The organism is Nocardia aurantiaca, assembly GCF_009708175.1.
GTDB lineage: Bacteria > Actinomycetota > Actinomycetes > Mycobacteriales > Mycobacteriaceae > Nocardia > Nocardia aurantiaca.
The window spans coordinates 108,302-128,334 of the sequence record NZ_WMBB01000017.1; the positions used below are offsets into that span (position 1 = coordinate 108,302).

At 66.5% G+C, this 20,033-nt stretch carries 22 protein-coding genes and 1 pseudogene; 14 read left to right on the top strand and 9 right to left on the bottom strand.

Annotation, left to right across the window (positions count from 1 at the left end; translation table 11 throughout):
• The first annotated feature begins 35 nt into the window (after positions 1-35).
• The gene (mptB, locus tag GLP40_RS29810; RefSeq protein ID WP_407671726.1) at positions 36-1,625 is read left to right on the top strand and encodes a polyprenol phosphomannose-dependent alpha 1,6 mannosyltransferase MptB; all 1,590 of its coding nucleotides are present in this window, start codon (positions 36-38) and stop codon (positions 1,623-1,625) included.
• Positions 1,626-1,875: 250 nt separating this feature from the next.
• Here mptB and GLP40_RS29815 read toward each other — a convergent pair whose 3' ends face one another.
• Positions 1,876-2,505 carry a TetR/AcrR family transcriptional regulator gene (locus GLP40_RS29815; RefSeq protein WP_196054847.1) on the bottom strand — a complete coding sequence of 210 codons (630 nt, stop codon included), beginning with the start codon at positions 2,503-2,505 and terminating at the stop codon, positions 1,876-1,878.
• A gap of 352 nt (positions 2,506-2,857) precedes the next feature.
• On the opposite strand from GLP40_RS29815, the gene GLP40_RS29820 reads away from it, so the two are divergent.
• From GLP40_RS29820 to GLP40_RS29840, 5 genes are all read left to right on the top strand, one after another.
• On the top strand, positions 2,858-4,270 hold the full coding sequence (locus GLP40_RS29820; protein WP_154791390.1) for an FAD-binding oxidoreductase: 1,413 nt from the start codon (positions 2,858-2,860) through the stop codon (positions 4,268-4,270).
• Entirely contained in the window at positions 4,267-5,823 is a 1,557-nt protein-coding gene (locus tag GLP40_RS29825) for an acetolactate synthase large subunit (RefSeq protein WP_154791338.1), read from the top strand. The genes GLP40_RS29820 and GLP40_RS29825 overlap by 4 nt, the downstream gene beginning before the upstream one ends.
• Positions 5,824-6,441: 618 nt before the next feature.
• Positions 6,442-6,849 (top strand): hypothetical protein, encoded by a 408-nt coding sequence (locus GLP40_RS29830; protein WP_154791339.1) that lies wholly within the window; start codon positions 6,442-6,444, stop codon positions 6,847-6,849.
• 183 nt (positions 6,850-7,032) lie between these two features.
• The gene (locus GLP40_RS29835; protein WP_154791340.1) at positions 7,033-7,548 is read left to right on the top strand and encodes a DUF6630 family protein; all 516 of its coding nucleotides are present in this window, start codon (positions 7,033-7,035) and stop codon (positions 7,546-7,548) included.
• 289 nt (positions 7,549-7,837) lie between these two features.
• Entirely contained in the window at positions 7,838-8,959 is a 1,122-nt protein-coding gene (locus GLP40_RS29840) for an alpha/beta hydrolase (protein WP_154791341.1), read from the top strand.
• A 36-nt stretch (positions 8,960-8,995) separates the two neighbouring features.
• Here the strand turns inward: GLP40_RS29840 and GLP40_RS29845 are convergent, their stop codons facing one another.
• The 3 genes from GLP40_RS29845 to GLP40_RS29855 form a co-directional block, all read right to left on the bottom strand.
• The gene (locus GLP40_RS29845; RefSeq protein WP_154791342.1) at positions 8,996-9,556 is read right to left on the bottom strand and encodes a TetR/AcrR family transcriptional regulator; all 561 of its coding nucleotides are present in this window, start codon (positions 9,554-9,556) and stop codon (positions 8,996-8,998) included.
• A 232-nt stretch (positions 9,557-9,788) separates the two neighbouring features.
• Complete coding sequence (locus tag GLP40_RS29850) at positions 9,789-10,307, bottom strand: hypothetical protein (protein WP_154791343.1); 519 nt, start codon at positions 10,305-10,307, stop codon at positions 9,789-9,791.
• Between the two features lie 405 nt (positions 10,308-10,712).
• Entirely contained in the window at positions 10,713-11,258 is a 546-nt protein-coding gene (locus GLP40_RS29855; RefSeq protein WP_328290810.1) for a MarR family winged helix-turn-helix transcriptional regulator, read from the bottom strand.
• Between the two features lie 88 nt (positions 11,259-11,346).
• Between GLP40_RS29855 and GLP40_RS29860 the strand changes: the two genes are divergently transcribed.
• From GLP40_RS29860 to GLP40_RS29880, 5 genes and pseudogenes are all read left to right on the top strand, one after another.
• A complete protein-coding gene (locus GLP40_RS29860; protein ID WP_154791344.1) occupies positions 11,347-11,988 on the top strand; it encodes an MBL fold metallo-hydrolase in 642 nt (213 codons plus the stop codon).
• Positions 11,985-12,884 carry a fumarylacetoacetate hydrolase family protein gene (locus GLP40_RS29865; RefSeq protein ID WP_154791345.1) on the top strand — a complete coding sequence of 300 codons (900 nt, stop codon included), beginning with the start codon at positions 11,985-11,987 and terminating at the stop codon, positions 12,882-12,884. Before GLP40_RS29860 ends, GLP40_RS29865 begins: the two co-directional genes overlap by 4 nt.
• Positions 12,885-12,895: 11 nt before the next feature.
• On the top strand, positions 12,896-13,306 hold the full coding sequence (locus GLP40_RS29870; RefSeq protein WP_230330071.1) for a nuclear transport factor 2 family protein: 411 nt from the start codon (positions 12,896-12,898) through the stop codon (positions 13,304-13,306).
• Positions 13,307-13,500: 194 nt separating this feature from the next.
• Positions 13,501-14,415 carry a hypothetical protein gene (locus tag GLP40_RS29875; RefSeq protein ID WP_154791346.1) on the top strand — a complete coding sequence of 305 codons (915 nt, stop codon included), beginning with the start codon at positions 13,501-13,503 and terminating at the stop codon, positions 14,413-14,415.
• 363 nt (positions 14,416-14,778) lie between these two features.
• Positions 14,779-15,147: pseudogene (locus GLP40_RS29880) on the top strand (recombinase family protein); the annotation flags it as partial.
• A 432-nt stretch (positions 15,148-15,579) separates the two neighbouring features.
• Here the strand turns inward: GLP40_RS29880 and GLP40_RS29885 are convergent.
• Positions 15,580-15,936, bottom strand: coding sequence for a DUF4158 domain-containing protein (locus GLP40_RS29885; RefSeq protein ID WP_154791347.1), 357 nt, complete (start codon positions 15,934-15,936; stop codon positions 15,580-15,582).
• Between the two features lie 82 nt (positions 15,937-16,018).
• On the opposite strand from GLP40_RS29885, the gene GLP40_RS29890 reads away from it, so the two are divergent.
• Positions 16,019-16,804 carry a CPBP family intramembrane glutamic endopeptidase gene (locus GLP40_RS29890; RefSeq protein ID WP_154791348.1) on the top strand — a complete coding sequence of 262 codons (786 nt, stop codon included), beginning with the start codon at positions 16,019-16,021 and terminating at the stop codon, positions 16,802-16,804.
• A gap of 32 nt (positions 16,805-16,836) precedes the next feature.
• Here the strand turns inward: GLP40_RS29890 and GLP40_RS29895 are convergent, their stop codons facing one another.
• Complete coding sequence (locus tag GLP40_RS29895; protein ID WP_328290819.1) at positions 16,837-17,058, bottom strand: linear amide C-N hydrolase; 222 nt, start codon at positions 17,056-17,058, stop codon at positions 16,837-16,839.
• 75 nt (positions 17,059-17,133) lie between these two features.
• On the opposite strand from GLP40_RS29895, the gene GLP40_RS29900 reads away from it, so the two are divergent.
• Positions 17,134-17,322, top strand: a complete 189-nt coding sequence (locus GLP40_RS29900; protein ID WP_154791350.1) for a hypothetical protein — start codon at positions 17,134-17,136, stop codon at positions 17,320-17,322.
• Positions 17,323-17,347: 25 nt separating this feature from the next.
• Here GLP40_RS29900 and GLP40_RS29905 read toward each other — a convergent pair whose 3' ends face one another.
• Positions 17,348-17,770 carry a hypothetical protein gene (locus GLP40_RS29905; protein ID WP_154791351.1) on the bottom strand — a complete coding sequence of 141 codons (423 nt, stop codon included), beginning with the start codon at positions 17,768-17,770 and terminating at the stop codon, positions 17,348-17,350.
• An 11-nt stretch (positions 17,771-17,781) separates the two neighbouring features.
• Between GLP40_RS29905 and GLP40_RS29910 the strand changes: the two genes are divergently transcribed.
• Entirely contained in the window at positions 17,782-18,057 is a 276-nt protein-coding gene (locus GLP40_RS29910; RefSeq protein ID WP_154791352.1) for a hypothetical protein, read from the top strand.
• Between the two features lie 68 nt (positions 18,058-18,125).
• Here GLP40_RS29910 and GLP40_RS29915 read toward each other — a convergent pair whose 3' ends face one another.
• Positions 18,126-18,968, bottom strand: a complete 843-nt coding sequence (locus GLP40_RS29915) for a heme ABC transporter ATP-binding protein (protein ID WP_154791353.1) — start codon at positions 18,966-18,968, stop codon at positions 18,126-18,128.
• Positions 18,965-19,981: a FecCD family ABC transporter permease gene (locus tag GLP40_RS29920; protein ID WP_230330080.1), complete on the bottom strand. Its 1,017-nt coding sequence runs from the start codon at positions 19,979-19,981 to the stop codon at positions 18,965-18,967. The genes GLP40_RS29915 and GLP40_RS29920 overlap by 4 nt, the downstream gene beginning before the upstream one ends.
• Positions 19,982-20,033 lie beyond the last annotated feature (52 nt).

A 20,033-nucleotide genomic window follows, 5' to 3' on the forward strand; every position in this document is an offset into this window, starting at 1 on the left:
AATCCGCGCGCCAGCACTGAACAGGACTTCGAACAGTGACACCGGGGCTCGATCGCCCGGAAGCCGTGCAGTTCGGGCGGATCCAGATGCTCGGCGCCACTGGAACAGTGTTGATGGCGATCAGCGCGCTGGGTGTGGGCGCCCAGCCGGTGCATCAGAACCCGGTGTCGGGAGTGCGGGTGACGGGATTGTTCGCGCGGATGCCGACATCCATGCTGGCAATGTGCATGATCGGCACGGTCGCGGTGGTGTTGGCCTGGCTGCTGCTGGGCAGATTCGTGGTCGGCGGCACCGGTAAGGCTCCCGCGCACCGAATCAGCCGCTCTCAGCTCGACCGCACTCTGTTGCTATGGGTCACTTCACTGATCATCGCCCCGCCGATGTTCTCCAACGACGTGTATTCCTATCTGGCACAAAGCGAAATCGCGCAGCGCGGCATGGACCCCTACGTGGTGGGTCCGGCAACCGGGCTCGGCCTGGACAATGTGCTCACCAACAACGTGCCCAACATCTGGCGTGAGACGCCCGCCCCATACGGCCCGCTGTTTCTCTGGATCGGCCGCGGGATCGCTGCGATCACCGGTGACAACATCCTGCTCGGGGTCTGGTCGCATCGGCTGCTCGAACTCGGCGGGATGGCGTTGATCGTGTGGGCGTTGCCGCGATTGGCGCGCCGCTGCGGGGTGGCGCCGGTGAGCGCATTGTGGCTCGGCGCGGCCAATCCGCTGGTGCTGTTCCATCTGGTCGCCGGGGTGCACAACGACACTCTGATGCTCGGACTCATGCTGGTCGGGCTGGAGTACTGTCTGCGCGCGCTCCCCGCTGGCATTGGCATGGAGACGGGTTCACCTCCGTTGTTGGACAGGCGCGCCTGGGCGCTGCTGGGGTTCGGTGCAGTGCTCATCACGCTCGCGGCCATGGTCAAGGCTCCGGCGATCATCGCGCTGGGGTTCGTCGGCATGGGGCTGGCTCGGCAGTGGGGCAGGCGCATCGGGCCTGTGATTCGTGTCGCGATAGCGCTCGGTGTGATCGCCGCGCTGACCACCCTGTTGGTCTGCTGGGGTAGTGGCCTCGGTTTCGGCTGGATCTACACCCTCGGCACGGCCAATGCGGTACGCAGTTGGCTGTCGCTTCCGACGGCTCTGGGCATCATCACCGGGTTCGGCGGCGTACTCCTGGGTTTGGGTGATCACACCACCGCGTTGCTGAGCCTCACGCGCCCGCTCGCGATGGCGGCAGCCGCGTTCCTGAGCCTGCGCATGCTGGTGGCCACGTGGACCGGGCGCCTGCACCCGATCGGCGCGCTCGGCCTGTCGGTGGGTGCAATCGTGCTGCTGTCGTCTGTGGTGCAACCCTGGTATCTGCTGTGGGCGATCGCGCCGCTGGCCGCGTGGGCGACGAAGCCGGCGTTCCGAGGGCCGGCGGTGGCATTCTCTGTGGTAGTCGCAGTTTTGGAGATGCCACGCGGTGCCGAGTTCGCGATCTTTCAGATTGTCGAGGCTGCCTGCGCCGTCGTCTTCGTGTCAGTGCTGTTCATCGCGTTCACCCGTAATGCGTTGCCGTGGAGGTACCCGCCCGGTGATAGCTCCTCGGTCCCGAAGGCGCTACGCGCCGACGCAGCGTAACGGCGCTGGTTCGCCTTCGCGTCGGTCGGGCCCGCTGGGGTTAGAACAGGGTGTCGCGTACTCGCGGCAGGCGGCAACCGGTGGGGCCGAGCTGGGCGGGTTCGTGACACCTTGTTCTGATCGTTCACGGAGCTGCCGCCGGCGCGAGGGAAGGCTCGCACCAGCGCGTTGGTTCCACAGATTGCGCAGACCGGTCCGGCTGGGCGTCATCAGGCCCACTCATCTCAGATCCCCGTCCCACATGGTGAGCTTATTGGTGAGGGCTGGGCAGAAGTAGGGCGGCGAGTAGTCGTTTCAGGTGGGCTCGCGCCGCATTGAGATCGTTGTCCAGCAGGATTTGGACAGTGACGCCGTCATAGGCGGCGATGACGGCCTGAGCGGCCTGCGCCGCTGAGCCCAGCGTTGTTGGGATGTCGATTCCCGTGGCGATGACGCGTTGTTCGATGACGTCGCGCAGAAGTCCTCGGTGTGTGATGAGGCGTTGAGCGACATCGGAGTTGCGGGCCGCGCGCAGGAGGAAGTCGGTCTTCACCAGCAGCCAGTCGCGATCGAGCAGCAGGGTCTTGGCGATTCGATCGATGGCTGCGTCGGGAGAGGGGTCACCGGCCTCGCCGGACAGCGCTTGGGTGACTTGGTCGGCGATCACGATGGCGCGCTCGTCGTAGAGGGTGAAGAACAACTCATCGAGGCTGTCGAACTGCGAGTAGAAGGCGCCCCGGGTGTAGCCGGCCGCGGCGCAGACGTCTTCAATACGGACCCGGCCGAACCCTAGGTCGGCGAAGACGCGGTAGGCCGCATCGAGCAGTCGGGCGCGGGTTTGCGCGCGGCGTTTGGTTACTCGCGCCGGTTTGGCCGGGGACTTGGCTGCCTGTGTCGTCATTGGAGGTGAAAACCCATCGCCTCTAGTCGGATTCGCCCTGGCATCGGATACGTCATCGTAGCGTGATGACCCTTCCCGCAGTCGTGCATGGGTCACAGTGCCGAGTGGCCGGTCGGCACGGTGACGATGCTCGCGGCGTAGCTCAGTCCCGATCCCGTATCCGAGGAGCAGAGCGGTGTCACCGGGTTCGGCCGTACCGTTCATGAGCACGGTGTCCATCGCCAGGGGGATTGATGCCGCTGAGGTATTGCCAGCGGTTTCGATGTCGGCAGCCGAAGATCCCTACCGGAAACCAATCGGATACGTTAACGTATCCGATGCACAAACGTGTAGCAGAGGATTGGAGTCGCCGATGGACGCCGATGCAGCACAGGCCGGAGCCGATCCCGCGCGCGAGTTCGCCGGAATCGTCGGGGAGCCCCAGCTACTGACCGGCGATCGGATCGGACCCGATTACCAGCACGACGAGGCGCTGGTCGGCGAACCTGTGGCGCCGCGCTTTGTGGCCTGCCCCCAGACCGCTGAACAGGTAGCTGCACTGCTGGCCGCCGCCACCCGATTGCAGATCCCGGTGACCGCCCGCGGCTCAGGAACCGGATTGTCGGCGGCAGCGCGGCCCTGCCCCGATGGGCTGCTCATCAGCTTCGAAAAGATGACCCAGATCCTCGAGGTCGATACCGACAACCTCGTCGCGGTCGTGCAGCCAGGAGTGACGTTGGCGGACCTCGAGGCTGCCGTCACCGCAGAGGGATTGATGTACACCGTCTTCCCCGGAGAGCTCAGCGCCAGCATCGGTGGCAACGTCGCGACCAACGCCGGCGGCATGCGCGCGGTCAAGTACGGGGTGACCCGCCACAACGTGCTCGGGCTGCAAGCCGCCTTGCCCACCGGTGAGCTGATCCACAGCGGCGGCAAGATCACCAAGCTGTCGACCGGTTACGACCTGACCCAACTGATCATCGGCTCTGAAGGCACGCTGGCGCTGGCCACCGAGATCACCGTGCGGCTCTATCCGAAGCTGTCGCACTCGGCCACACTGCTCGTGCCCTTCGCCGACCTTCCCGCCGTGATGCGGGCCGTAACAGCGGTGGTGCACAGCGGCGTGGATCCCAACATCCTGGAGTACATCGACAAGCTGACCCTGGCCGCGCTGAGCTATTCGCAGAATCTGAATCTCGGAATCCCAGACAGCATCCGGGATGCCGCCGAGGCGCACCTGGTCATCGGAGTGGAGGACCGCGACCACGATCGCCTCGACGACGATGTGGCCATGCTCGGCGAGCTACTGGAGTCGCTCGGAGCGATAGACGTGTACGTATTGGACGGCAATTCCGCCCACGCGTTGATCGAGGCGCGGGAGAAGTCCTTCTGGACCGCGAAGGCCACCGGCGCCGACGACGTCATCGACACCGTGGTGCCGCGGGCCCAGATGCACGAATTCATCACCCGGGCACAAGAACTCGCCCAGGCAGCCAACGGCGGAGTGGTGGGGTGTGGGCATGCCGGCGACGGCAACGTGCACCTGGCGGTGTTCTGCACCGACGACGACGCCCGGCACCGGTTGCTGCACGACATCTTCGCCGCGGCGATGGAGCTGGGCGGTGCGATCTCCGGTGAACACGGCCTGGGCCGGATCAAGGTCCGGCACTTCATGGATTTGGAGGATACGGTCAAGATCGCCCTGATGCGCCAGATAAAGAATGTGTTCGATCCGGCCGGCATCTTGAATCCCGGTGTGATGTTTGATGGAGGGGCGACCAAATGACCAACGGCGCGCAGGCACTGATCACCACGCTGGTCGACTGCGGTGTAGAAGTGTGCTTCGGCAATCCCGGCACTTCCGAGATGCACTTCGTGGCCGCGCTGGACACCGTGCCGCAGATGCGCGGAGTGCTGTGCCTGTTCGAGGGTGTGGTCACCGGCGCCGCTGATGGTTACGCCCGCATCGCCGGAAAGCCCGCCGCCACACTGCTGCATCTGGGTGCCGGGCTGGGCAACGGCCTGGCCAACCTGCACAATGCGCGGCGCGCCCACATGCCGGTGATCAACGTGATCGGCGACCACGCCACCTATCACAAGAAGTACGACGCCCCACTGGAATCCGACATCGAACCTCTGGCCGACTGGACCCACGGGTGGACACGGCGCACGAACACAGGAGCCGACGTGGGCCGCGATACCGCCGAAGCGGTGGCCGCGTCACTGGCCAGCCCGGGGCGCATCGCCAATCTGATCCTGCCTGCCGACGTCTCGTGGGGTGGTGGTGCTGAAGCGTCGGAACCGATCGCACCGATGCCGCCGGCGTCACCAGATCCCAAGGCGATCAACGAGATCACCGAGGTGCTCCGCACCGGAGAATCGGCCGTGCTGCTCATCGGCGGCCCGGCCACTGGCGTGCGGGGGCTGGAGGCCGCGGACCGCATCGCCGCGGCCACCGGTGTGCGTGTTCTGGCCGAGACTTTTCCGGCCCGGTTGACCCGAGGCGCGGGCGTGCCCGCGATCGAACGGCTCGGGTACCTGGCCGAGCAGGCGGCATTCCAACTCGACGGCGTCGAGCACCTGATCGTCGCGGGAACCCGCGCGCCGGTCTCATTCTTCGCCTACCCGGGCAAGCAGAGCGACCTGACTCCCAAGGGGGCTGCGGTGCACACCCTGGCCGGCCTGGATGCCGACGTCGTGGGCGCTCTTGAACAGCTGGCCGATCTGGTGGCGCCCGGCAGTCAGCCTCGCCTCGCCGACGCCGTCGTGCCGGAGCTGCCGAGCGGTGAGCTGACACCACAGAACTGGGTGCAGGTCATCGGCGCGCTGCTACCCGAGAACGCGATCGTCTCCGACGAGTCCAATACCTCCGGGCTCCTGCTGCCGGCGGCCACGGCCGGCTCGCCGCGCCATGACGTACTCACCCTGACCGGCGGGGCGATCGGGCAGGGCCTGCCGGTCGCGTTGGGCGCGGCGGTCGCCGCTCCGGACCGGCCGGTGATCGCGTTGCAGGCCGACGGCAGCGCGGCCTACACGATCTCGGCGCTGTGGACGATGGCGCGGGAGGACCTCGACGTGACTGTCGTCTTGCTCAACAACAGCGCCTATGCCATTCTGCGGCTTGAACTTTCCCGAGTGGGTGCCGAAGCCGCGGGGCCGAAAGCCAACGATCTGCTCGACCTGTCCCGGCCGAATATGGACTTCGCGAAGATCGCCGAGGGCTTCGGGGTGCCGGCCACCGTGGCGACCACCTGCGAGGAGTTGGCCGAGCAGTTCCGTCGTGCACTGGCCGAACCCGGGCCGCACCTCATCGACGCGCGCATCCCAGCACTGTTTTGAGCGCACCGATGATCTTCTCCAGGCGCACCTCCGGCCTGGCACTGGCCGGGAACCTCTGATCGCGATGTCATGGCAGATGCACGCTGTCGCGGCCTACGCGAGGGTCATCCGTCGTCCGCGCTCCTATCGATCAACGCGGAGCGCGGCCCGATTTCTTCGCCGGCCCAAGCACGACCACCGGCCACCGCAACGATCGACCGTCAGCCGCCGCGACCACCGGATCACGATGCTGCATTATGGCGACTTCCCCTGCTACACCGTGTGGCCAGCCAAAGCCGCGCAATCCCCGGGCAGCACCATCTATCGGGTACGTCAGTGAAATCCAGGCCGAACGACAGGGGCATTCAGATGCAGGTAAGGGCTGAGGTGACCTTCTCGGTAACATCGCTGACCTTGATCTGGAAGGACACCTGTAAACCTCGCCCGCTCGTATGACTCGGCCACTCCGAACGCACTATTCTGCCGCATACCGCGCTGACCGAACCGGCCAGCGCGAGGACGCCGGCGGTCGGAACCCGCTGCGGCGCAGAACATCCGCTACCGCCGAGTTCAGTACCCGGCTACGGCTGCTTCGCACGTTCGTGGGCTCGTCGGCCTTGACTTACTACCATGTCGTCGATGGACATGCGGGCTGACGCGGATCAAACATCTCCGGGCAAAACCAGCGAACGAGGGTATTTTTGGCTGATATGGGCCTTCGGTCTGGGCTTTGCGGGTTTCGCGGCAGCGGTGTTCATCGCGATGATGGGCACGTTGTTCGCCGAGGACTGCGGAGGTGTCGGTCAGGGGTTCTCCGAATCTCCCGGAATCGACGCCCTCTGCCATGACGATCAGCTCTTTCCGCTGGTTACGTTGTTGCCGTTCATCGGATGGGCCTCAGCGATGATCGTCACGCTCATCAGGTCTCGTCTGACGCTTCGCCGCGGAGGCAGCCCGCTCGGGGGATTGGTAGTCGGTGCGGCAGTGTTCGTCGTATGTGTTCTCGCGCAGTTCGCGCTGATCGGTGCCGGTGTCGGCCGGCATTGATCGCAGATGGCGTAGCCGAGGATCGGCCGTAGGGTACGAACACCGCGCAATCACAAACACCCCGTATTCCGAATGCCGAAGGCTGGCCGCCACGATGAGACGGCGATCGAAGTGAGCCTGTCACCGGCTTCTTCTACTCTTGCGGCCTGAAAGGGCTCGGCATCAGCAGACGGGAACAATCACATGGAACACGACTCCGAACGCGCTGAGGCCCTGCTTGCTGTTGCCGCACTCTGGATGCCAGGCAACTCGGAGGTACACGCCTGGCTCCGCTCGGCTCTGGATGCCACCTACGTTGCCCTCGCCGAGGACCAGCCCTACATCATGATCGACGGCGAAATCTTCGACGAGTACACATTTGATGAACCGAATGACATTGTCCAGCCATTGCTGGACTGCCTCATGTACTACGACCACCTGACGGCGTTCGACTGGAAGGCCAGCCCCGAGGACATCCGCGGACAGCTCGAGGCGCTGCTGTCGTACCCCAGAGGCCTGCCGTGGAACTGGTATCCGGCGTTCCTCCGCGATTGCGAAGGACTGCACGCGGGAGACGTCGCCGAGCGTTTCCTCGAGACTCTTGGAGAACACTGCTACGGCCACGGCATCGCATTGCTGGCGGTCGACACCCAGTCCGACAGCTATGCCATGACGTTCATGCCCACCGACCTCGCCGTGCGCCAGGAAACCACGATCTGAACCTCGGATGCCATGGCGCAGGCGCAGAACATCCGCTCTACGCAGCATGCCACGCGACCCGAACAGGCCAGCGCAGAGCGGCGAGAGACGGACTGGCCGTGCGCATCCGGAGTGCCGACCGAACGCACCATCATGCCGAATTCAGTGCGATTAGGGTCGGCTTGCCGCCGACGCTAACCCGCGACCCGCCATTTTCTTGACTGACATTCAAGAAGTCTTTACCGTAGCCACAACCTGCTTCTTGGATGACATCCAAGAAGAGCGGCAGTGGAGCGGGAGGATGCGAGTCATGGAAATCAGTGGGCCTGCCGATCGGCGTGAGGCGGTAGCGGCGCGGCGGCGTGAGGTCTCGTTCCCTTCCGGCCAGGATGAGTGCGCGGCATGGTTGTACACCGCACCTGGTCTGACGGGTCCGCGCCCGATGGTGATCATGGGGCACGGGCTGGGGGCGGTGCGGGAGATGCGCCTGGACGCCTACGCGCAACGGTTCGCCGAGGCGGGATGGTCGGTGCTGGTGTTCGACTACCGTCACCTCGGGGCCAGCGGCGGAGCGCCGCGCCAGCTGCTCGATATCGGCCGCCAACGCGCCGATTGGCATGCCGCCCTGGCCTTCGCGCGCACGCTGCCGGAGGTCGATCTCGACCGGATCGCGTTGTGGGGCAGCTCTTTCGGCGGCGGTCATGTCCTCCAAGTCGCCTCCGAGGACACCGGTATCGCGGCGGTCGTGGCTCAGTGCCCCTTCACCGACGGACCGGCGTCGTTGCGCTCGCGTCTACGGGTCGGCCCGCTGAGCGCGGTAGCGCTGACCGTGGCGGGCATCCTCGACACGTTCGGTTCCTGGTTCGGTGCCAAGCCGATCCTGTTGCCGATGGCCGGAACGTCCTGGATGCCCGCGTTCGTCGCCTCACCCGACGCACTTGCCGGTGCTTCCGCGCTCCTGCCCGCGGGGACCCGGCTCTCGCGGCGCAGCAGCACAGTGTTGAAGCGGCTGCCGTCGGTGCGGGCCCAGGTCTCGAACAACATCGAGTTGACCCAAATCGATGGCGGGCAAGAACCCGCTACCGGTGTCGGTCGCGACACCGTGTGGGGTGTCTTGCGCGGCCCGGACGGTGAATTCGATGCCGCTAACGCCCTGGCCGCACGCCTGGTGCTGCACCTTCCGCTCTATCGGCCCGGTCGCGCGCTGGCGCGCTTCAGCACTCCGACGCTGCTGTGTGTCTGCGACAACGACGCAGCCGCACCCGCGAAGACCACCAAACGGCGAGCGCAGGGCCTGGCACACGTGCACGTCCAGAACTATCCGTGCGACCACTTCGACATCTACGTGGGCGAGCACTTCGAACGCGCCGTGCGTGACCAACTCTATTTCCTGTCAACACAATTCGACTACACCGCAGCCACCACGCAGTAGGTCTCCCCGGCTCGTCGACGTACACAGACCGGGCAGTCAGCCAGCGGCCGCGGCAAGACCGCGAGCGCTGTTGAGCAACGTCTCGATCACCGCACGCCGCTGAGGCGGCTCCGCCGGGTGCGTCAGCAAGCCCTCGACAACGAAAACGCCCATCGTGACCAGCGGATCCACCTCGTGGCCGGGCACACCGAGCTCGATCAGCTCCGCCCGGAACAATCCCTCGGCCAGCGCGTGGAACTGCTCGTGCCATTCGCGGATAGCCGCGGACTCCTCGGCACGCGTGTGCACCGTGCTCACCAACCGGCCCAGCTGCTCCAGTTCCCCGACCAGCCACAACAGCCGATCAGTCAGGCTCGAGTCCAGGATGTCGCTGTAGGAGGCCATCGAGTCGGCCAGGACCGCGTCCAGGACCGCGATCAAGACCGCGTCCTTGTCCTGGAAGTACCAGTACAGCGTGTTCGACACCACCCCGGCGTCGCGGGCGATCCGCGCCATCGACGCCGCGTCGTATCCCTCCTCGACGAACAACCGCCGAGCAGCCACCACGATCTCCGCACGCTTCTCTTCCCGATCCTGCGGACGTCTGTTGCGAGGCATCTCCAGTCCTGACCTAGTCCCCGGCCCCGATGCTATCTTGACCAGCCCCCAAGAACGGCCCGGGCAGGGAACTGTCCAGCAGACAGTCCACGAACATCCTCAAATGCCGCCTGTCGCGCTGACCGAACCGGCCAGCGCGGCGGGGCGAATGATCACCCGGCCGGACCGAACTGAGGCCAGCAGAACATCCTCAACTGCCGAGTTGAGGACGTTTGCTCGATCTGGTGATTGCTCAGTTGGCCCACGCGAGTTCGGTGAGGTCGAGGATGCCGTCTTCGCGGAAACCTGTTGTCTCGGCGGCTAGATCGATAGGGACCTGATACAGGCAGTCTCCGAAGTCCGCTGCGTCGGCTCTGGCGTCGTCGAGGATCTCGGGGAAGTCCTCGGGCAGGTCACCGTCATATTCGAGGTTGTCGGGTTCCTCGCCCTCGTCACAGCAGTGCGTCACGATCCAAAGCTGGCGACCGTTCTTCCAGCGAGCAGCAGCACTGTCGGGACCGTACGACGACTGATAACAGGCGACCACATCGGCATCTCGCGACAGGCGCTCCAGTATCTGCGTTTTGCTGACATACCCGTCTGGGTCTACGTCGTAGTCCACGATGACGTACCAGCCATCGGCAAGACCCTCACCTGCAATTTGTGAACTACCCGGTGAATGGGCAACACCCGTATCGACGAGTCCGAGATCATCGAGAACGGCCCGAGGTGTCCGACCGCGTACCGCAATCCAGGAAAACACAGATGCCATAAGCGGGAATGTAACCAGCCCTGCCGACAAGCTGCATACTGTGTACTCATCTGCCGCATACCGGGGGTAACGGTAAGGATCGTGTCACCAGGTACATGACCAGTCGAAGGCCTGCGCCGTGGCTGTGACCGTCTGCTGAATAGGGTCTGTTATGTCTGTGCCAGCTCACGGTGCGGGTGTGCACACCTTTCCCCGGCTCTTCGCGCTCCGAGCGACTCCGCCGAGGAAGCCGCGGCTGGACTCGACTTCCAGTGAACAGGCGCAATGCGGTGGACGCTCACGCTGGGCCGAGTTCCGACATGTCCAGGACTGCCTCGGCCTGGATCGAATCCAGACATCGCTGGGCAATGCGCCCCGCATGTTGATTCGCGGGAGGCGTGGGAGCGGATGGAAAGCATACTGCGGCTACGGCTTCCGATCCTCGACGATATGGACCTGCTGGTTCTGAAGACCGTCACCTCCGACGCCGCGATCATCGTCACCGGCCACCGACACAGCACCCTGCGCAAGTACGCCGGGGTGATCACCACCATGGGCGCTGAGATATACGGTGAGCCTGTCCAGCAGGGGGATGCAGTCGCGAATCCGCTCTTGCTCGCCGACGGTGAGCGCGCCGCGGATGGCGTCGCCCAGCGACGACGCGCGCACAGCGCGCTCCTGCGACAGGCGGGTAACTCCGTCGTCGGTGATGGACAGCAACCGCTTTCGGCGATCCACGGGATGCGGTTCGGTACGCACCAGGCCGAGGTCGAGTAGTTCCTTGACCGACTTGGCGGCCGACTGGTGGGTCACCGTGCGGCGGTGCGCCAACTCGGCGATGGTTTGCGGTCCGTCTCGGTCGAGATATCCCAGAATGGCCGCGTGGCCGGGCGGCATGGCGTCGGCGACCCGGACGACACGAACCAGCGAGCCGATCGCCTGTCTCAAGTCTTCGGCCAGGGTGTCGTTCACCACCCCATACTAGCCGAATCGTGGAACTTAACTGTACAGTTTGGTTGTACAATTTGGTTGTAAGTATCCGTTACGGGAGAGGGCCCTCATGCAGCTCACCAAGTTCGGCCATGCCTGTGTCCGTGTCGAGATCGATGGCCGGCGGCTGGTGGTCGATCCAGGCGGTCTCACCGATCCGCGTGCCCTCGACGGTGTCGATGCGGTGTTGGTGACCCATGAGCACTTCGACCATTTCTCCGAAGAGGCGCTGCGCAGGGCGGCGGAAGCTGATCCGGCGCTGCGGATCTGGACCAACACCGCGGTGGCCCGCAAGCTGGACGGTTTGCAACAGCGCGTCGACGCGGTCGGTGCCGGTGAGGTGTTCACCGCGGCCGGATTCGAGGTGCGGGTGTTCGGGACGTGGCACGAGGTCATCCACCCTGACATTCCCCGGGTCGGCAACATCGGGTTCCTCATCGACGGCACCTTGTTCCATCCCGGCGATGCACTCACCGTGCCCGACGTCGCCGTCGACACGCTGCTGCTGCCGGTGCACGGCCCGTGGTCGACGACCGGTCAGCTGATCGACTATGTGCGAGAAGTGGCTCCCAGCCGCGCCTACGCCGTACACGACGGTGCCCTCAACGACATCGGCATCGCGATGGTCGGCGGACTGCTCGGCGACAACGGGCCCGGCACCGGTGCCCCGTACCATCGGCTCGCGGCAGGGGAATCGGTCGAGATCGGATGAGATACACCACGATCCGGCACGACGGTGCCGTGGCCGCCGCTCGCGTCGAGGGTGATCGGCTGATCGTCGTCGACGCCCCCGATGCCGTGGCCGCGATGAGAGGCCGGGGCGCCGTCCGGGATCTGGCCGAACTCGATGCCGGCGCGGTCGAATACCTGCCGGTGTCCCCGGAGCCTGCCCACATACTGTGTGTCGGGTTGAACTACCGCGGTCACATTCGCGAGCTGGGCCGGCCCGAACCGGTCTACCCGGCCCTGTTCGCGAAGTTCGCCTCGACCCTGCTCGGCCCCACGCAGCCGCTGGTACTTCCGGCGGTCAGTGATCGAGTCGATTGGGAGGCCGAGCTGGCCGTCGTGATCGGCCGTCCCGCTTACCGGATCGATTCCACGCAGGCGCGGGCGGTGATCGCCGGATACACCGTCGCCAACGACATTTCGATGCGCGACTGGCAACACCGCACCAGCGAAGCGTTGCAGGGTAAGGCATTCGACCACTCGACCCCGCTCGGGCCGGTCCTGGTCGGTCCCGACGAACTCGACGATGCCCGGAACCTGGCGGTCACCTGCGAGATAGACGGCCACCTGTTGCAAACCGGCACTACCGCCGACCTGCTGTTCTCGCCTGCGGATCTCGTCGCCTACATCAGTGGATTCCTGACCCTGTTGCCCGGCGACGTGATCCTCACCGGCACACCCAGCGGAGTCGGCGAGACCACCGGCCTCTACCTGCGCGCGGGGCAACTTGTCTCCACCACGATCGAGGGCATCGGCACCTGCGCCAACCGGGTCGTCGCGGAACGAACAGGGCCCGGTGAGGTCGTCGGCCCACCCCACCCGTACACCGGTCTCGAATCGCAAAGTCAGAATCCCGCCAGCGTGGAGAACCAGTCGCTGTGAGGGTTGGGAGAATGACAGTCGATGTGATGACCACTCTGCGGGCCTTCTACGCGGCCGAGGCCGCATACCTCACCGAGGGCGCCGAGTTCGAGCAGATGGCCGCGCACTTGGCCTCGGACGTCGTTATGCACCAGGCGTCCAGCCTGCCCTACGGCGGCGAATGGCGTGGGCATGAGGGCTTCCGGAAGTTCATTGCCGCCATGGGCGAGAACTGGGACGGTCTGTGGTTCGACGAGCAGCAGTTCCTCAGTGACCAGAATCGGGTCGTGGTCTACAGCCGCGGCCGACTGCGCGCACGACGCACCGGCCGAACATTGAAAACGTCACTACTGCAATGGATCAGCTTTCGAGACGGCTTGATCACCGAGTTTCGCCCGTACTACCACGACACCTCTGCGGTGCTGGCAACACTGACCGAGTGATCGAATCCTAGATCCTGCACGAAATCCGCTACTGCCGCTACCCGCGCGCTGTGCCCCCCTGCAGGGCAGTTGGTTCTCGGTCGATCTGAGCGGTGTCGGCGGCTGGATCGTCGCGGCCCGCCTTCGGGCCGGCCAATCGCTGACCATGGCATCCTGCGGGGCGGGTGGCGGGTGTGCCCGTAGGCTGGGGCGGCATGACGCTCGACCAGGTCGTGGCCGAACTCTACGGGCTCCAGCCCGCCGAGTTCGTGGCCGCCCGCACCGAGCGGGTGCGGCAGGCCCGCGACGCCGGGGACAAGGCCCTGGCCGCCGCCATCGGCAAGCTCCGGCGGCCGACGGTCGCCGCGTGGGCGCTGAATCTGCTGTCTCGTGAGGCGAGCGATGATGTCCGCGCACTGCTGGAGGTGGGCGAAGCCCTGCGCGATGCCCAGCGCCGACTGTCGGCCGAGCAGCTGCGCGCCCTCACCACGCAGCGGCAGAAAGCGGTCAACGCCGTCACCCGCAAGGCCGCCGAGTTGGCCGCGGGCCGGGGCCAGCGCCTAACCGAACCCGTCCTGCGCGATATCGGCGCGAGCCTGCAGGCGGCCCTGGCGGATCAGTCGGTCGCCGAGGGGCTGCGCGCCGGAACCCTCACCGCCGCGGCCACTTACGAGGGATTCGGCCCCGCCGTGGTGACCGCGGTTCCCGGCGATGGGCACCGCAGCTTCGGGACGCGCTCGACGACAGCCGATTCCACCGAGGATCGCGCTGAGAAGTCGGCCGCGCGGACTCGTCGGCGAGCTGATCCCACGGGTGCCGGCGGGCCAGCCCCCGATCCGCAGGCCGACGTGCGGCGCGAGCTCGAGGAGATGCTCGCCGAGGTCGAATCCGCCCGCGCCGCTGTGACTTCCGCCCGATCCGACCACGACACTGCGGCCGCCGATCTCGCTGATCTCGACGACCGCATCGAAGCCCTGCGTGCCGAGCTGACCGAAGCCGAGCACCACCACCGATTCACGGCCGCCACCGAGCGTTCGGCTCGCGAGGCCCTGCAGCGTGCGCAGAAACACCTGGACGGTGTCGAACGCCGCGTCGAACGTGCCCGGAAGCGATTGACTCCCGGCGTCTGAGCGGACCCACGCCGCATCGGGCGCGGCAGCGGTCAGCGCGCGCATTCCGTTGAGCATGAACCGCGGTGACCGCGGCCCGGCCGGCCTGCTCGCCGAGCAGGGACAGGGCCCCTCCGGAACGCACATCTACTTCGATGACTCGGTCACAGCAGGGTTGTGGCTCAAGTCCGGATGTCGGGAAACGTGTTCGCGGCGGGCTGGCCGGACTGCATGTTGGGCTGTCGTTCTGGGGTAGACCCCAACCCGACATATCGGATCCCCGCGGGAGTCGGAATAGAATCCGTATCGACTTTTTCCGACACTTGTCGGTGTCAGTTCTCAGACTCCAGCCCGGCACATTCCCACGCGCAGAAGGGATTCCGGGTGGCGCACGGTCAGCGAATCGGCTACATCAGGGTCAGCACCGACGACCAGAACACCGAGCGGCAACTCGACGGCGTACCCGTCGACAAGACCTTCACCGACAAGGCCTCCGGCAAGGACCGCGAGCGCCCGCAGCTGACGGCCTTGCTGGACTACGTCCGCGACGGCGACACCGTGGTCGTGCATTCCATGGACCGGCTCGCCCGCAGCCTCGACGACCTGCGCCAGCTGGTGCGCGGCCTGACCGAACAACAGATCAAGGTCGAGTTCGTCAAAGAGGGCCTCACCTTCATCGGCGACGACACCCCGATGGCCAACCTGCTGCTGACCATGATGGGCGCGGTCGCCGAATTCGAACGTGCCCTTCTTGGGACATTGCACCCCAGTACGTAGTTGAAATCCGTTCTGGCCTACCGGCTCCCCACCATCGCGACCGCTTGTGCACGGCCATCCTGTACGGAATCGGGGTCGCCACCGCCGCTCCGTTCACCCTCGATCCGGTGGCCACGTCAAACGCTTCGGGCTCGGGCTCCGTCACATCCGGTTCAGCGATGCAGACTCTCGATGCGAATGCGAACACAGGCTCCAGTTCGGCCAGGCTGCTGTGGAGCCAGTTCTACTGTCAACGATCCGGTGGCATCTGGCACCCGGAAGCCGGTTACTGTGCAGATAACGACGTCTCCAGTGTGAGCTAGCTCGGACCGAAGACCTCCTTCGGGTACAACACGCGCAGTGTCGGGGTGGTCGCTGCCGAGCACCCGCTCGGCTCGGCGAGGGTCCGCTGACACGCCGCCATTCGAATCACCGACGCGGCCTGAGCGCGATCCGCGCGACACGCCGCCACCAGGCCCCGGCATTGCGTTTCTCTCCACCCGCCCGAGGCCGGATTTCCAGATTGTGCACGGCGTCGGGGTCGGCCAGGTCACCCCGGCGCTTCAGTAGGACACCAAGGTTGAACATCGCGCTGGTGTGGCCGGCCTCGCGGCGCCGGCACCAGGTATCGGCGTCGGCGATATCGCCCCGGGCGAAACCCAATCGCGTATCGGCCCGCCGCCGGGCGGCGATGAGCCTGCGGTCCTCGTCATCCAGATGGCAGTAGCGCTCCAGATCCGCCCGAGACAACACCGGAACCCGGCCGTAGCTGTCCTTGTCGATCACCGCGACATGAAATCACCTACAGCCCAACACCGCTCGCCGAGTGCGGATACGCTTTTCGGGGCTGTGGCAGTACGGTCGGAGTGTGATCGATGAGCGCAGACCGCTGCTGTTCCTGACTTGGGTTGCGGTGTCGTCGATCCCGTTCTTCGTGTTGGGCGCGGTCACCGGCGGAGTACGGATGGGTGCACTGCGGCTGCCTGCGAGCGCGGTCATGTTCGTGGTTCCGGTTGCCGTTGCGGTGGCACTGACCTGGCGGTATTCCGGTGCTGCGGCGGTGCCGGGGCTGCTGCGGCGGGCCGTGGACCGTCCCGCTGCCGCGCTGCGCTGGTATGTGCTTGCTGTGTTGCTGCCGGTGGCGCTGGCGGTGGGGTCCGCGGCGGCCGTGTGCTGGACGGGGCAGGCCGGATGGCGGCTGCCGCTGTCTCCGGCCGCCGCTCCGGGGCTGGTGCTGATTTTCCTCATCGCGGCGACCTGCGAGGAGCTGGGCTGGACCGGATATGCCATCGAGCCGTTACGGCAGCGCTTCGGCATGTTGCCGGCCGCGTTCGGCCTGGGTGTCTATTGGGCGGTCTGGCATGTGATTCCGTTGTTCGAGGCGGGACATCCGATGGGTTGGATCGCCGGATGGTTCCTCGGTACGGTCGCCACTCGGGTGCTGATCGTGTGGCTGCACGATCGCACCGGGCATGGAGTGAGTGCGGCGATCCTGATGCACGCCTCGATCAATGTCACCGCCGCCTACACCCCGGGGCTGGACCGGCCGATCAGCGCGCTCGCCACCGGCGTCCTCACGGCCGCGCTCACCGCCGGTCTGATGTGGGGCGGCAAGTCGCGGACTCCGCGGGCAGTCGACGCGTCGTCGCACTGAATCACGGCCGCGGCCGGCGTTCCCCCCGGCCGTCAGCCACTCCTGCGGTCGTGATGCACCCGCGGCTTGCCGTTCACATGCTCGATGATCGCTGAGTCGCCCGAGGTGTCCTCGAACGCGAGATGGATCGTCGACACCTCGCCCTGTGCGGACACCGGGCGGACATGGACCGGGTTGGCGGCGAGGTCGCGCACCAGCTCGTCCACGCTGGTGAACTGATCCAGGAAGTACTGCATCCACAGCGGCCCCGACAGTCCGGCAGCGCCGGATCACGGGGACCCAACTGCGATTCGGCCAACCACAGCACGTGGCCCGCCAGACCACGTTCGTTGAGCCCGTCGACGGTGGTGGGTGATGTCCTACTGGCCACCAGGCTGCCGTACTTCGCGGTCCATGTCAGCGGGTTCGGGTCGTCGGACCCACCAGCCGACCTGCTGGCCGAACTCGGCCGCGGCGAGATCGAGCTGACCCACGAGGCGTTCCACAAGCTACCCTGGCGAGCCGCCGCAACACCTTGAGGAACTGCTGATGGCCTGCGGAACTCTACCCCCGGCCGACAAACAGATCTGTGCTTTCGAACGGTGGATGATCACGCACCTCGCTACTATCACCGACCCAGGCCACGCCCGCCTGATCAGGCGGTTCGCCGTTTGGGATGTCCAGCCACGACTGCGGGCACGAGCTGCCCGCGGCCCGCTTCCCGTCGGCAGCCGACGCGACTTCACCAATCAGATCAGCCAGGCGACGCGGTTCCTCGGCTGGCTCACAGAGCGTGACCTCAGGCTGGCCGACTGCGGCCAAGCCGCCATCGATGCCTGGCCTGTCGAACACAATGCCCACGCCCGCAGCAACATTCGAGGATTTCTGCTCTGGTGCCCCGCCAACAAACTGACCCGCCGATTCCGGCTCCCGACCGCCGTGATCGGCCCGGCGGCGCTCCTTCAGCGTTGCCGTTCCGGCGACCATGGCCCTCCCCGATGGATGCGTTCGCTGAACAGATCACCGCGCCGCTCACGGTCATTACCTCCCAAACGGAACTCATGAACCCGCGACAGTTGAATAGGCGATCTCACCAGTCACTACCCCCGTCAACGCGCCGCCGACGGAGAGAAAAAGCCGCCCTCGCCAGGGAATTCGGCATCAGCCGCGAGACCGTCTACAGCTACCTCAACGCCGGGCGCGCGCTCGCCGCCGACAAGGTGCGCTGCCCGACGTCGCCATCGCGACTCCTGCGCCGGTTCCACCCGTGGTGACCCCGCCGAAGCCCTAGCGCTGATCGCTGGATTTTCGGCGAGTTCTACCGCGACCCGACTTCGGCCGGTCAGCCACGGACGGGCAGGACCAGTTGCGCGCCGGTTACCGGGTGGTCGAAGACGTCGACCGGGTGCTGGTAGACACGGCTGAGCAGTTCGGGGGTGAGGATCTCGCGAGGTGGGCCGTCGGCGGCGATACGTCCAGCTTCCAGGACGGCGACGCGGTCGGCGTAAGCGGCCGCGACACCGAGGTCGTGCAGCACGACCACGACGGCCGCACCCGCGGCGGCACGATCGCGGGCCAGTCGCAGCACCTGTTCCTGGTGGCCGAGATCGAGTGCGGCGGTGGGCTCGTCGAGCAGCAGCGTCGCGGTGTCCTGGGCCAGGACGCGGGCCAGCGCGACGCGGGCGCGTTCACCGCCGGACAACGCCGGGAAGGGGCGGGCCGCGAAGTGCTCGACGTCGGTGGCGGCCATAGCGGCCGCGATGATCGTGTGGTCCTCGTCCTGACGCGGGGTGTGCGCCCAGGGCGAGCGGCCCATGGCGACCACTTCACGTGCGCTGAACGGGAATCCGACGGTATGCGACTGCGGCAGCACCGCGCGTCGGCGCGCCATGTCGAGGTGGGTCCAGTGGGTGAGGGCGTGCCCGTCGAGTTCGACACTGCCGCCCGAGAGTTCGAGTTCCCCGGCGAGGGCGGCCAGCAGCGTGGATTTGCCCGCGCCATTGGGTCCGACCAGGGCCACGATCTGCCCGGCGACGACGGGGAAGTCGACGCCATCGAGGACGGTGCGATCACCGCGCGTGGCACTCACCTTGCGGGCGCGCAGGGTGACGGCGCCCGGTTCGGGTGGTTCCGGCAGGTCACGCACGCGGGTGAAGACCGTGGCCAGGTCGCGTAGGCCGCTCATGCCCAGCCTCCCGATCGTGAGCGTGTGCGGCGCAGCAGCCAGAAGAAGAACGGGCCGCCGACCAGCGAGGTGATCATGCCCAGCGGCAGGTCGGCGTTGTGCATCAGGGCGCGGGCGCCGATGTCGGCGGCCACGAGCACGATCGCGCCGACGACCGCCGATAGCGGGATCAGCACCCGGTGACCGGGCCCGACGAGCATGCGCACCAGATGCGGCACGATCAGTCCGACGAACAAGATGATGCCGGTGAAGGCGACGCCAGCGGTGGCGAGGACCGCGACCACGACGATCACATTGCGCCGCAACCGCTCCACGTCCACGCCGAGGTGGCGGGCCGCGGATTCACCGAGGGCCAGCAGGTCCAGTCGCGGCGCCATCCATACCGCGGCGGCGATTCCGAGCAGCGTGAGCGGCCACACCACGTTGACCGACTGCCAGGTGGCGCCGTTGAGACTGCCCATCTGCCAGAACACGATCTGATCCCGCGCGGCCGGGGACGCGGTGAACAGCAGGAACGAAATCAGCCCGCCCGCAAAGGCATTGATCGCCACACCGGTCAGCACCAGCGTCACGACCTCGGTGCGTCCGTTGGAGCGCGCCAGCAGATACACCAGCAGCGTCGTGCCCAACCCGGCGACGAAGGCCCCGGCGGCCACCGACCAGGCGGCGGCGAAGGCGCCGCCGATCACGATGACCGTGCCCGCACCCACGGCCGCACCGGCGGACACGCCGATCACGCCCGGTTCGGCGAGCGGATTGGCGAAGACACCCTGAAGCAGCGCGCCTGCGGTCGCGAGTGCGGCCCCGACGAGCATGCCCAGCACGACGCGGGGGAACCGCACCTGCCACAGGGTCACATACCCGGCCGGATGCTCGGGCATGGGACCCCAGTCCAGTCCCACCCGATGGAATACCGCACCTGCCACTTCGGCAGGACTGGTCGGTACCTGCCCGATGGCCGCCGAGATCAGCGCCAGCACGAGCAATCCGGCGATCGCGCCGGCGAAGATCAGTGCGTTGCGCGACCATTTCCGACCGCCGCCGGCCCGGGCGCCGGTGGCGACG